The sequence below is a fragment of the Janibacter cremeus genome (assembly GCF_013409205.1).
GTDB lineage: Bacteria > Actinomycetota > Actinomycetes > Actinomycetales > Dermatophilaceae > Janibacter > Janibacter cremeus.
The window spans coordinates 2,610,138-2,622,116 of record NZ_JACCAE010000001.1 but is presented as its reverse complement, the minus strand read 5'-3'; the positions used below and the strand labels follow the sequence as shown (position 1 = coordinate 2,622,116).

The following is an 11,979-nucleotide window of genomic DNA, read 5'->3' as shown; positions in this document are numbered from 1 at the left end:
CAGACTGCGCGCATGACCCACACCCCTCGTTTCGCCTCCGTCGACGACGTCCGTGAGCGACTGGCCGCGCACGGATACCTCGCCTCGGACGCGATCGCGACGACGGTCTACCTCGCCGACCAGCTGGGCAAGCCGCTGCTGGTCGAGGGGCCGGCCGGTGTCGGCAAGACCGCCCTGTCGGCTGCCGTCGCGGGCGCGACGGACGGTGAGCTCGTCCGCCTGCAGTGCTACGAGGGCGTCGACGAGGCCCGGGCGCTGTACGAGTGGAACCACGCCAAGCAGCTGCTGCGGATCACCGCCGCCGGCGCCCACCACGACGCGAAGGGGGCGGACGAGGCCGACTGGACCTCGGTCAAGGAGGACATCTTCACCGACGAGTTCCTCCTGGCCCGGCCGCTGCTGACCGCGATCCGCAACGAGCACCCGACCGTGCTGCTCATCGACGAGCTGGACAAGGCCGACGTCGAGATCGAGGGCCTGCTGCTGGAGGTGCTCTCCGACTTCCAGGTGACCGTCCCCGAGCTGGGCACGATCAAGGCGGCGCAGACCCCCTTCGTCGTCCTGACCTCCAACGCCACCCGCGAGCTGTCCGAGGCCCTGCGACGCCGCTGCCTCTACCTGCACATCGACTACCCCGAGGCGTCGCTCGAGCGGCAGATCGTCGCCCTGACCGTGCCGGACCTCGACACGACCCTCGCCGAGTCCCTGGTCCGGCTCGTCGGCGCCCTGCGTCAGATGCGCCTGCGCAAGTCCCCCTCCGTCGCCGAGACCATCGACTGGGCGCGCACCCTGCTCAGCCTCGGGGCGTCCGGGGACCTCGACCCGGAGCTGATCCGCTCGACCCTCGGGGTCGTCCTGAAGCACCAGGAGGACATCGAGCTGGCCGCGGCGAAACTGGACCTGGACAGTGTCCTCACCTGACCCGCTGGGGACGCGGCTGGTCGACCTGGGGCGCTCCCTTCGCCTGCACGGGGTGAAGGTCGGGACCTCGGAGATCACCGACGCCGCCGCGGCTGCCCGGGTGCTCGGGCTGCAGGACCGCGAGCGTCTGCGCGCCGGGACCGCCGCGGCGATGATGCGCCGCTCGTCGGACCGGGCCCTCTTCGACCAGCTCTTCGACATCCACTTCCCTGCCGCCGTGGGGCAACGCACCGGCGAGGCCGAGGCCCCCGACCCGACCGACACCGCCGGTGCGCGCGAGCGGGCCGCAGCGATCCGCGATGAGCTCGTCGACGCCCTCGCGCGCGCCGACGACGATGCGCTCGACCGGCTCGCGGCACGGTCCCTGGCCGAGCTCGGACGGCTGACGAACGAGGCGAGCACCGGCGGGTGGTCGGCGCACCAGGCGATCGAACGGCTCGCCCCGCAGACCGCCATCGCCGCTGCGCTGCAGCGGGCCCGGGACGCCGGGAACGTCACCGGCGGCTCCGGTGAGGGGTCGGGTGGCTCCGGTTCGGGTTCCGGTGGCGCGTCGGGTGGTGGCGGCGAAGGGGACCCGAGCTTCAGCGACAGGTACGACCGGGACGAGATCCGTGGTCGAGTCGGCCACTTCCGCCGGCGGATCGAGACCGAGGCCGCGCGACGCAATGCCGAGGTCCGTGGACGCGACCGCATCTCGCGCTACGGGGTGCGGGACCCGTTGGAGCGCAAGGACTTCCTGCTCACCGGCACCACCGAGGCGGCCGAGCTGCAGGCCGCTATCGGGCCGCTCTCCCGCAAGCTCGCCGCCAAGCTCGCCGCCCGGCAGCGGCGCCATGCGCGCGGGGCCATCGACATCCGCCGCACGCTGCGTGCCGCGATGTCCACCGGGGGTGTCCCGATCCGTCCGGCTCACCGCCGCCGCCACCGCAGCCGCGCGGACATCGTCCTGCTGTGTGACATGTCCGGCTCGGTCGCGGGGTTCTCCCGGTTCACGATGATGCTGCTGCAGTCCCTGGCCGGGGTCTTCCGCCGCGTCCGGTTCATCGGCTTCGTCAACACCTGCGACGACATCACCGAGCTCGTGCGGGAGAGCCGCATCGGCGAGGACATCCGCGAGCGCGTCTCCCGGGAGGCGACGATGACCCGCTGGCACGGATCCAGCGACTACGGCGCGGCCTTCGTCGACGCGGTCGAGCACCACATCGATGCCATCGGCCCACGCTCGACGCTCCTCGTCCTGGGCGACGCCCGCACCAACGGCACCGAGCCGCAGGTGGACGCGCTGCGCGAGCTCGTCACCCGAGCGAAGCACGCGGTCTGGCTCAACCCCGAGCCGGTCGGCCAGTGGGACACCGGTGACTCCGTGGCCGGGAGGTACGCCCAGGTCGTCGACATGCACGAGGTGCGCACCATCGACCAGCTGCGGCAGTTCGTCTCCCGGCTGCCGGTCACCTGACGCCCCCTTCGCAGCTCCCGAGGTTGTGCGAATTTGGGGGCGGATCTCCAGAGGAACTCCAGACGTCGTCCCGGTGATCTCCCGGCCGGTGTCCATAGCCTGAGTGCATGACCGACACCGCACCCACCCGCCTGCTCGTCGTCGAGGACGACCCGACGATCAACGAGGCACTCACCGACAGGTTCGAGGCGGAGGGTTTCGCGGTGGTGCGAGCGCACGACGGGCCGGGCGCAGTGGCCGCGTACGAGCAGCACTCCCCCGACCTCGTCGTCCTCGACCTGATGCTGCCCGGCTTCGACGGGCTCGAGGTGTGCCGGCGCATCCAGGCCGAGCGACCCGTGCCGGTCCTCATGCTCACCGCCCGCGACGACGAGAGCGACATCATCGTCGGTCTCGGCGTCGGGGCCGACGACTATCTGACCAAGCCGTTCCGGATGCGCGAGGTCGTTGCCCGGGTCCGGGCGCTGCTGAGGCGGGTCGAGCGCGCCGCCGAGCTTCACCGGGACGCCGGCCCCCTCCAGCACGACGGGCTGTCGCTGGACGCGCGCACCCGGCGCTGCACCGTCGACGGGGAGCCGGTGCACCTGACGCCCACCGAGTTCGACGTCCTCGTCCTGCTCGCCCGCGAGCCCGGCGCAGTCCTGCATCGCGAGCACATCGCCACGCAGCTGTGGGGCTGGGACGACTCCAGCCGCACTCTCGACACCCACGTGAAGTCCCTGCGCACGAAGATCGGGCCCAGACGCATCCGCACCGTCCACGGCGTCGGCTATGCGCTCGACGACGGGACCGACCGATGAGTCGCACCGAGCCCCTCGTCGGACTGTCCTCCATCCGCACCCGGCTGGCCGTGCTCGTGGGGGCGAGCATCCTCGTCGCCGCGCTCGTCGGCACCGTCGGCGCACAGGCCGGCGTCCCGCTCTGGCTCGGCCTACCCGCGACGATCGCCCTCGCCCTCGTCGTCACCCGGTGGCTCGCGACCGGGATGACCACTCCCCTTCGTCAGATGACGCAGGCGGCCGAGCGGATGGCCCGCGGTGACTACGGCGCCCGGATCACCACGACCGGTCGTGACGAGGTCGGGACGCTCGCCCGAGCGTTCACGACGATGGCCCGGGACCTGCAGGAGGACGAGGAGAACCAACGCCGGCTCGTCGCGACCGTCGCGCACGAGCTGCGCACGCCACTGAGCGCTCAGCGCGCCCTCCTGGAGAACCTCGTCGACGGCGTCACCACCCCCAACGACGCCGCGCTCGGCAGCGCGCTCGCCCAGTCCGAGCGACTCAGCTCCCTCGTCGCCGACCTGCTCGATCTCTCCCGGCCCGACGGCGGCATCCCGCTCAACCCCAGCCGGGTCATGGTCAGCGACCTCCTCGAGTCCGCCGTCCACGAAGCCTCCCTCCACGACCGCGAGGTCACCCTGGTTGCCGATGTCGACCCGCTCGACCTCACCATCACCGGGGACCGAGCCCGCCTGGCGCAGGTCACCGCCAACCTCCTGGACAACGCCGTGCGCCACAGCCCCTCCGGTGGGACCGTCACCGTGGCCGCCCGGCGCGAGCACGACCAGTGGTCGCTCACCGTCACCGACGAGGGGCCAGGGTTGTCGCCGGAGCGTGCCGAGCACCTCTTCCACCGCTTCGGTCAGGGCGGGGACGAAGGGGGTGGCACCGGCCTCGGTCTGGCGATCGCCGCGTGGGTCGCGGACATGCACGGCGGTGCGATCCGGGCGCTCACCCCCGGCCCACCGGTCGCTGAGGTGCGAGGCCGCCCGCGGCCGAGCCTCGAAGCGCAGCAGAGCACAGGCGCCCGGATGCGGATGACCCTGCCTGTTGACCCGACGTTGTCCTTTCGAGACGGCTCGTTCCTCACCTCCTCAAGGACCGAGGACACCACCCCCGTTGACCCCACCGACCAGGAGCACCCAATGACTGACTCCACGGCCGTCACCACAGCAGCCCCGGCTGCACCCCCTTCGTCCCTGCTCGGGCGGTGGTGGCCCGAGCGGGTCACCACACCCAGACCGGACCTGCTGCTCGCCGCCCTCGGCGTCGGGATCGTCGCGGCGATCCTGCTGCCGGACAATGCGATCGGACTCGGGATGCTGATCGTCCTGGCCTGCGGCGGGCTGGCCATCTGGCTCGCCTCACCCCGGCGCGCCGCGAGGTGGTCCTGGGTCGCCGGGGCACTGGCCCTCCCCTTGGCCCTGACGACGGTGCTGCGGGACAACCCGGGCTTCACCTTCATAGCCGTCGCCATGGCAGGCGTCCTCGCAGCCACGTCCTGCACGGACGCCCGCACCGTCCCCGGCATCATCGCCGCCGTCGCGGCCTGGCCGTTCTCGGCGCTGCGCGGTCTTCCCCTGCTGGACCGGACGATCAAGGCACTCGCTCGTCAGGGCAGGACGTGGTCGGTGCTGCGAACCGCCGCCGTCAGCCTCGTGCTGCTCCTCGTCTTCGGCGGTCTGCTCGCCTCCGCCGACGCCGTCCTCGGGTCGTGGGCCGCTGCGCTCGTACCGGAGCTGAGCGACATGGTCGTCTTCCGGACCTTCACCCTCGTCTTCTTCACCGGCATCACGCTCGCCGGGCTGTACCTGTCCATCAACCCACCCCACGTCGAGAGCCTCCCCCGTTGCACCGCGCGGATCCCGCTCTGGGAGTGGGCCGTTCCGCTGGGGTTCGTCATCGCGGTCTTCGTCGCGTTCATCGTGGCGCAGGCGGCAGCGATGTTCGGCGGGCACGACTACGTCCTGCGCACGACCGGAGTCACCTACGCCGAGTCGGCCCGCGAGGGCTTCGGCCAACTGACCGTGGCCACCGCCCTGGTGCTGGTCCTCGTCGCCGCGGTGCGCGCTTGGGGCCGCGTCGAGACCACCCGCGACCACCGTGTGATGACCGCGTTGAACGCCGCCCTGTGCGTGCTCACCCTCATCGTCGTCGCGTCGGCTCTGCGTCGGATGGCGCTGTACCAGGAGGCCTTCGGCTACACGGTCCTCCGCGTGAGCGTCGACCTCTTCGAGATCTGGCTGGGGCTGATCGTGCTGGCCGTACTCGTCTCGCTCTTCACCCCGACGCGCCGGTGGCTCGGCCGGACCGTCCTCGCCAGCGCAGCCGTCGTGACGATCGTGTGGTCCGTCGGGAACACCAGCGCCTGGGTGGCCGAGCACAACATCGAGCGATGGGAGGCCAGCGGCACGCTCGACGAGCGCTACCTCGCCTCGCTGTCCGACGACGCGGTGCCGGCGATCCACACCAGCGCGCTGCCCGAGGACGTAAAGGCCTGCATCCTGCGGTCCGGTCGCACCACGGAGGCCGCCGACGACGGTCTGCCGGGGTGGAACCTCTCCCGTGAGCGCGCCGAGGAGATCCGCAGCCAGTACCCGGAGCCGGACCAGTGCGTGCTCAGTGACCGCTGAGCGACGCACGTCTGCAGCAACTCGTATCGTCCGCAGCAGGTCGAACCACTGCGGACGATACGTACTGCTGCCTGCAGTAGTTCGTATCGGGCGGGGGCGAGGCGGAGTGGACCGGGATCACGATGCGGGCCGTGCGTCGACCCGTCGCCACACGCAGTAGTCTGCCGCCCATGGCCATCAGCAAAGTCCTCATCGCGAACCGCGGCGAGATCGCCGTCCGCATCGCCCGCGCCTGCGCCGATGCCGGCGTCGGCTCCGTCGCCGTCTATGCCGATACCGACCGTGACGCCCTGCACGTCAAGGTCGCCGACGAGGCGTATGCCCTCGGCGGGTCGACCCCCGGCGACAGCTACCTGGTCCAGGAGAAGCTCCTGGAGGTCGCGAAGGAGGCGGGCGCTGACGCCGTCCACCCCGGGTACGGCTTCCTCGCGGAGAACGCCGAGTTCGCCCAGGCCGTCATGGACGCCGGGCTGACCTGGATCGGCCCCGGCCCCGAGGCCATCGACGCCCTGGGCGACAAGGCCAAGGCCAAGCACATCGCCGTCAGGGCCAACGCCCCTCTGGCTCCCGGCACCAAGGACCCGGTCAAGGACGCCGACGAGGTCGTCGCCCTCGCCGAGGAGTTCGGTCTGCCCATCGCCATCAAGGCCGTCTACGGCGGTGGCGGTCGTGGCCTCAAGGTCGCGCGCACGATGGAGGAGATCCCCGAGCTCTTCGACTCGGCCGTCCGCGAGGCCGTGTCGGCCTTCGGTCGTGGCGAGTGCCTCGTGGAGAAGTTCCTCGACAAGCCGCGGCACGTCGAGACCCAGTGCCTTGCCGACCAGCACGGCAACGTCGTCGTCGTCTCCACCCGCGACTGCTCCCTGCAGCGCCGCAACCAGAAGCTCGTGGAGGAGGCCCCGGCTCCCTTCCTCACCGAGGAGCAGCACACCGAGCTCGTCCGTGCGTCGAAGGCGATCCTCAAGGAGGCCGGCTACGTCGGCGCCGGCACCTGCGAGTACCTCGTCGCCCAGGACGGCACGATCTCCTTCCTCGAGGTCAACACCCGCCTGCAGGTCGAGCACCCCGTGAGCGAGGAGGTCACCGGCATCGACCTTGTCCGCGAGATGCTGCGCATCGCCGATGGCGAGGAGCTCGGCTACGACGACCCGGTCGAGCGTGGCCACTCCTTCGAGTTCCGCATCAACGGCGAGGATGCCGGCCGCAACTTCATGCCGGCCCCCGGCACCGTCACCCACATGCGCGTGCCGCACGGTCCGGGGGTCCGCTGGGACGCCGGGATCGAGGAGGGCGACACCATCGCCGGCGCCTTCGACTCGATGATCGCCAAGCTCATCGTCACCGGGGCCAGCCGCGAGCAGGCCCTCGAGCGCTCCCGCCGCGCCCTGGCCGAGCTCGTGGTCGAGGGCATGCCGACGGTCATCCCCTTCCACCAGACGATCGTGTCCGACCCGGCTTTCGCACCAGCGGACGGCGCCCCCTTCACCGTTCACACCCGGTGGATCGAGACCGAGTTCGACAACCAGATCGCGCCCTACGGTGGTGAGATCGGCGAGGCCGCCGAAGGCGACGGCGAGCGCCAGAAGATCACCGTCGAGGTCGGCGGCAAGCGCCTCGAGGTCGTCCTGCCCGGCGACCTGGCCCTCGGCGGAGGCGGCGGCGCCAAGAAGAAGAAGGCCCCGAAGCGTTCCGGTGGTGGCGGCGGCGCCGCCGCGGTCTCCGGCGACAGCCTCGCCGCCCCGATGCAGGGCACGGTCGTCAAGATCGCCGTCGAGGAGGGTCAGGAGGTCGCCGAGGGTGACCTGGTCGTCGTCATCGAGGCGATGAAGATGGAGCAGCCGCTCAACGCACACAAGGCCGGCACCATCACCGGCCTGAAGGCGCAGGTCGGCGAGACCATCAACAACGGCGCGGTCATCGCCGACATCAAGGACTGATCCCCTCGGCGGACCAACACACCGACGAAGCCGCCCCCGGCACGCCCACCCGGCGCGTCGGGGGCGGTTTCGTCATCGCCGTCCTCGCCCTGTGCGGGACCATCGTCTCGCTGCAGCAGACGATGGTGCTACCACTGCTGCCGGACCTGCCGGACCTCATCGGCACGAGCACGAGCAACGCCTCGTGGATGATCACCGCGACCTTGATCGCCGGAGCCGTGGCCACACCGGTCATCTCCCGCATGGCCGACATGTACGGCAAGCGCCGGATGATCCTGCTGACCCTGGCGATCGTCGCCGTCGGTGCGCTTATCGGTGGCGTCTCCACCGCCCTTCCCCTCCTCATCCTCGCCCGGGTCCTGCAGGGCATCGGGACGGCCCTCGTCCCCGTGGGCATCGCCACCATGCGCGACGAGCTGGACCCCGACAAGGTCCCGCTGGCCGTCGCACTGATGAGCGCGACCCTCGCCATCGGCGCCGGCGTGGGTCTGCCGCTGGGCGGCTACCTGGCCGAGGCCTTCGACTGGCACGTCGTGCTGTGGCTGCCGGGGCTCCTCGCGCTCCTGATGATCGCCCTGGTCCTGCGCACCGTCTCCGAGTCGCCCGTGCGGACCGCTGGTGCCTTCGACTTCCGCGGCGCGATCCTGCTCAGCCTCGCTCTCGTCCTGCTGCTCCTGGCCGTGTCGAAGGGGGCGGACTGGGGCTGGACGGACGCCAGCACCCTCGGGACGTTCGCCACCGGCCTCGTCCTGCTCGCGGTCTTCGTGCCGCTCGAGCTGCGCATACCCAACCCTCTCGTCGACATCCGAACGGCTGCGCAACCCGTCGTGGTGTCGGCGAACACGATCTCCGTCCTCATGGGCTTCGGCATGTTCCTCAACATGCTCGTGTCCACCCAGCTGCTGCAGACGCCGACGGACACCGGCTACGGGCTCGGCCTCGACGCGCTGCACGCCGGGCTGTGGATGGCCCCGTCCGCCGTGGCCTTCGGCGTGCTCGCGCCGGTGTCCGGGTGGGTGACCCGACGTTTCGGTCCGGAGCTGGCGATCGGTATCGGCAGCGCGATCATGTTCGTCTCCTACCTCGCCCGCATCCCCTTCAGCGACTCGGTGGCCCTCGTCGTCATCGGCACGCTCGTCGTGACCGCCGGCACGGCCCTGGCCTACTCGGCGCTGCCGACGCTGATCATGCGCTCCGTGCCCGTCACCGAGACCGCTGCCGCCAACGGCCTGAACACCCTCCTGCGCTCGGTCGGCACCTCCACCGCCAGCGCGGTCACCGCCGCGGTCTTCGCCGCGACGATCACCTCCGGCACGGGCGGCTACCCGACCTTCGGCGCGATGACGCTGATGTTCGTCCTGGCAGGCGTGGCGGCGGGCATCAGCACCGTGCTCATCCTGCCGTTCCTGCGCCGTCGCGCTGCCGACGGCGACGACCAGCCCACCGAGCGACTCACCGTCGACCACGTCGTCCACGGCCGCGTCGTGGATGGCCGGGGGGAGGAGGTCCCGGGCGCGATCGTCACCGTCATGGGCGGCCGGGGCAGCCACGTCGACTGGGCGCGCACGGACTCGGCGGGTGACTTCAGCGTCGCCACCGGGGGCCCGATCCGCCACCTCTTCGTCGTCTCGGCCCAGGGCTGGTCACCCGTGTCGTTCTATGCCGACCTCAACGACGACCGGAGGCTGGCCCCCTTCGTCATGCGGGACCGGCTGACCGTCCGCGGCCTGATCACCGACCCGCAGGCGGTGCCCGCCGTGGACGTCTCGGTCGTCATCACCAAGCGGACCGGAGGGGCGCTCTCGTGGGTGCGCACCGACGATGCGGGCCGATACACGCTGCCACTCCCCCGTGAAGGCGTCTACGACCTCACGGCCGTCGACCGCGGGACGCAGGCGACGCGTAGCCAGATCCTGACGATCGGGGGCCGGTCGGTCGAGGTCGACCTGCAGCTGGAGGAGCCCGCCCTCAGTCCGACGGGTGCAGACGCCGGGCCGCCTCGGCAAGCGTCCCGGTGAGCGAGGGGTAGACCGTGAAGGTCGAGGCGACCTGGTCGACGGACAGGCGGTTCTGCACCGCGATCGCGACGGGGAAGATCAGCTCCGAAGCGCGCGGGGCGACGACCACACCGCCGAGCACGGTGCCGGTACCCCGGTAGGCGAAGAGCTTGACGAAGCCCTCGCGGATGCCCAGCATCTTCGCCCGCGGGTTGCGTGAGAGCGGCATCATCACGGCCTCGACGTCCGCGTTGTCCTCGGCGTCGGCGGCGCTGATCCCGACGGTCGCGATCTCCGGGTCGGTGAAGACGTTGCTGGAGACGGCCGACATGCGAAGGGGGGTCACCGCGTCGCCGAGGGCGTGCGCCATGGCGGTACGTCCCTGCATCGCGGCGACCGAGGCCAACGCGAAGACCCCGGTGCAGTCGCCCGCCGCGTAGATGCCGCGCACGGAGGTGCGCGAGACACGGTCGGTGACGATGTGCCCTGAGTCGCTCAGCTCGACGCCGACCTCCGACAGGCCCAGGCCGGCCGTCTGCGGGACGGCGCCGACGGCGATGAGGACGTGGCTGCCCTCGACCTGACGACCGTCCTCGAGGGTGACGACGACGCCGTCACCCTCCCGCGTGGCACTGGCCATCCGGGAACGGTTGAGGATGGTCATCCCGCGTCGGCGGAAGACGTCCTCGATGACCGCGGCCGCGTCCTGGTCCTCCTGGGGCAGCACGAGGTCGCGGGAGGAGACGAGTGTGACGTCGCTGCCCAGTCCGAGGTAGGCCTGCGCGAGCTCGGCGCCGGTGACACCGGAGCCGACGACGATGAGCTTCTCGGGCAGCTCCGGCAGATCGTAGATCTGCTGCCAGGTCAGGATCCGCTCCCCGTCCGGTGTGGCGGAGTCGAGCACCCGCGGGGTGGCCCCCGTGCTGACGAGGACGACGTCGGCGTCGATCGCCTCGGAGCCGGCCTCGGTCTCGACGATGACGCGGTGCGGGCTCTCCAGTCGTCCGCTGCCGGCGACGACCCGGACACCGACCTCGGTCAGCCGGGTCATGATGTCGCTGGACTGCGCGGCGGCCAGGCCGAGGACGCGCTCATTGATGGCCGCGAGCTCGGCAACCGGCTCGGCAACCGGGTCGCCCTGGTCGTCCTCGAGGTGCACCCCCAGCTCGGAGGCGACCTCGAGGCCCCCGAGGTAGTCGGCGGTCGCGATGAGGGTCTTGCTGGGGACGCAGTCGGTGAGAACCGCCGCACCACCGATGCCGTCCCGGTCGACGACGGTGACGGTGGCGCCGAGCCGGGCGGCCACCAGGGCCGCCTCGTAGCCGCCGGGGCCACCGCCGAGGATCACAACAGAACTGGTTCGTCTCACCCGCTCATCCAATCACCCTTGTACATTGCGGATGTGATCGATGCGACCTCTGCCGGTACCGGCAGCACAGATGAGCCAGACAGCACCACCCCCTTCGCGCTCGCCCGGGAGGCTGCGGCGACCATCGCCGAGCGCTCCGGTGTCGAGCAGCACGACATCGCCCTCGTCCTGGGCTCGGGGTGGGGGCAGGCCGCGGACCTGGTCGGGCAGACCCGGGCCGCCTTCGACCAGGCAGAGGTGCCCGGCTTCGCCGCCGCTGCCGTGGCCGGCCACTCCGGGCAGGTGCGCTCGGTCGACATCGCCGACACCGGGCGCCGCGCCCTCGTCTTCGGCACGCGGACGCACTTCTACGAGGGACGCGGCGTGCGCGCCGTCGTCCACGCCGTGCGCACCGCGGCCGCGGCCGGCTGTCGCGCGATCGTGCTGACCAACGGCTGCGGTGGCCTGCGCCCCGAGTGGGCGCCCGGCACGCCCGTCCTCATCAGTGACCACATCAACCTCACCGCGACCTCGCCGATCGAGGGTGCGAACTTCGTCGACCTCACCGATCTGTACAGCTCCCGGCTGCGCGAGACCGCCCGGGAGGTCGACCCCGGTCTCGGTGAGGGCGTGTACGCGCAGTTCCGCGGACCCCACTACGAGACCCCTGCCGAGGTGCGCATGGCCGGGGTGCTCGGCGCGGATCTCGTCGGCATGAGCACGACGCTCGAGGCCATCGCCGCACGGGAGGCAGGGCTGGAGGTCCTCGGCGTCTCGCTCGTGACGAACCAGGCCGCCGGCATCAGCGAGACCCCGCTGGCCCACGACGAGGTCGTCGCCGCCGGGCGTGCGGCGGCCGACCGGTGCGGACGTCTGCTGGCCGACATCGTCGGCCGGATCTGAGC

8 protein-coding genes are annotated in these 11,979 nt (G+C 71.4%); 7 read left to right on the top strand and 1 reads right to left on the bottom strand.

Going from position 1 to position 11,979, the window contains the following annotated elements; all coding sequences use genetic code 11:
- Positions 1 to 12 precede the first annotated feature (12 nt).
- The 6 genes from BJY20_RS12415 to BJY20_RS12390 all read left to right on the top strand — a co-directional run bounded on the left by BJY20_RS12415 (position 13) and on the right by BJY20_RS12390 (position 9,747).
- Positions 13 to 921: an AAA family ATPase gene (locus tag BJY20_RS12415; protein ID WP_185991826.1), complete on the top strand. Its 909-nt coding sequence runs from the start codon at positions 13 to 15 to the stop codon at positions 919 to 921.
- Positions 908 to 2,377 carry a VWA domain-containing protein gene (locus BJY20_RS12410; protein WP_185991825.1) on the top strand — a complete coding sequence of 490 codons (1,470 nt, stop codon included), beginning with the start codon at positions 908 to 910 and terminating at the stop codon, positions 2,375 to 2,377. The genes BJY20_RS12415 and BJY20_RS12410 overlap by 14 nt, the downstream gene beginning before the upstream one ends.
- 107 nt (positions 2,378 to 2,484) lie before the next feature.
- Positions 2,485 to 3,177 carry a response regulator transcription factor gene (locus tag BJY20_RS12405; RefSeq protein ID WP_185991824.1) on the top strand — a complete coding sequence of 231 codons (693 nt, stop codon included), beginning with the start codon at positions 2,485 to 2,487 and terminating at the stop codon, positions 3,175 to 3,177.
- Complete coding sequence (locus BJY20_RS12400) at positions 3,174 to 5,792, top strand: DUF4153 domain-containing protein (protein ID WP_185991823.1); 2,619 nt, start codon at positions 3,174 to 3,176, stop codon at positions 5,790 to 5,792. Before BJY20_RS12405 ends, BJY20_RS12400 begins: the two co-directional genes overlap by 4 nt.
- 170 nt (positions 5,793 to 5,962) lie before the next feature.
- Positions 5,963 to 7,729, top strand: a complete 1,767-nt coding sequence (locus BJY20_RS12395; RefSeq protein WP_185991822.1) for an acetyl/propionyl/methylcrotonyl-CoA carboxylase subunit alpha — start codon at positions 5,963 to 5,965, stop codon at positions 7,727 to 7,729.
- Positions 7,726 to 9,747, top strand: a complete 2,022-nt coding sequence (locus BJY20_RS12390) for an MFS transporter (RefSeq protein WP_343062956.1) — start codon at positions 7,726 to 7,728, stop codon at positions 9,745 to 9,747. Before BJY20_RS12395 ends, BJY20_RS12390 begins: the two co-directional genes overlap by 4 nt.
- On the opposite strand, the gene BJY20_RS12385 is transcribed toward BJY20_RS12390, so the two are convergent.
- Positions 9,698 to 11,095 carry an NAD(P)H-quinone dehydrogenase gene (locus BJY20_RS12385; protein ID WP_343062881.1) on the bottom strand — a complete coding sequence of 466 codons (1,398 nt, stop codon included), beginning with the start codon at positions 11,093 to 11,095 and terminating at the stop codon, positions 9,698 to 9,700. The genes BJY20_RS12390 and BJY20_RS12385 overlap by 50 nt on opposite strands.
- A 33-nt stretch (positions 11,096 to 11,128) precedes the next feature.
- Here BJY20_RS12385 and BJY20_RS12380 point away from each other — a divergent pair, with 33 nt between their 5' ends.
- Entirely contained in the window at positions 11,129 to 11,977 is an 849-nt protein-coding gene (locus BJY20_RS12380; protein WP_343062880.1) for a purine-nucleoside phosphorylase, read from the top strand.
- Positions 11,978 to 11,979 lie beyond the last annotated feature (2 nt).

Coding starts and splice junctions, on each gene's coding strand:
- BJY20_RS12405 (WP_185991824.1), top strand. CDS start 2,485: ATGACCGACACCGCACCCACCCGCCTGCTCGTCGTCGAGGACGACCCG.
- BJY20_RS12415 (WP_185991826.1), top strand. CDS start 13: ATGACCCACACCCCTCGTTTCGCCTCCGTCGACGACGTCCGTGAGCGA.
- BJY20_RS12400 (WP_185991823.1), top strand. CDS start 3,174: ATGAGTCGCACCGAGCCCCTCGTCGGACTGTCCTCCATCCGCACCCGG.
- BJY20_RS12395 (WP_185991822.1), top strand. CDS start 5,963: ATGGCCATCAGCAAAGTCCTCATCGCGAACCGCGGCGAGATCGCCGTC.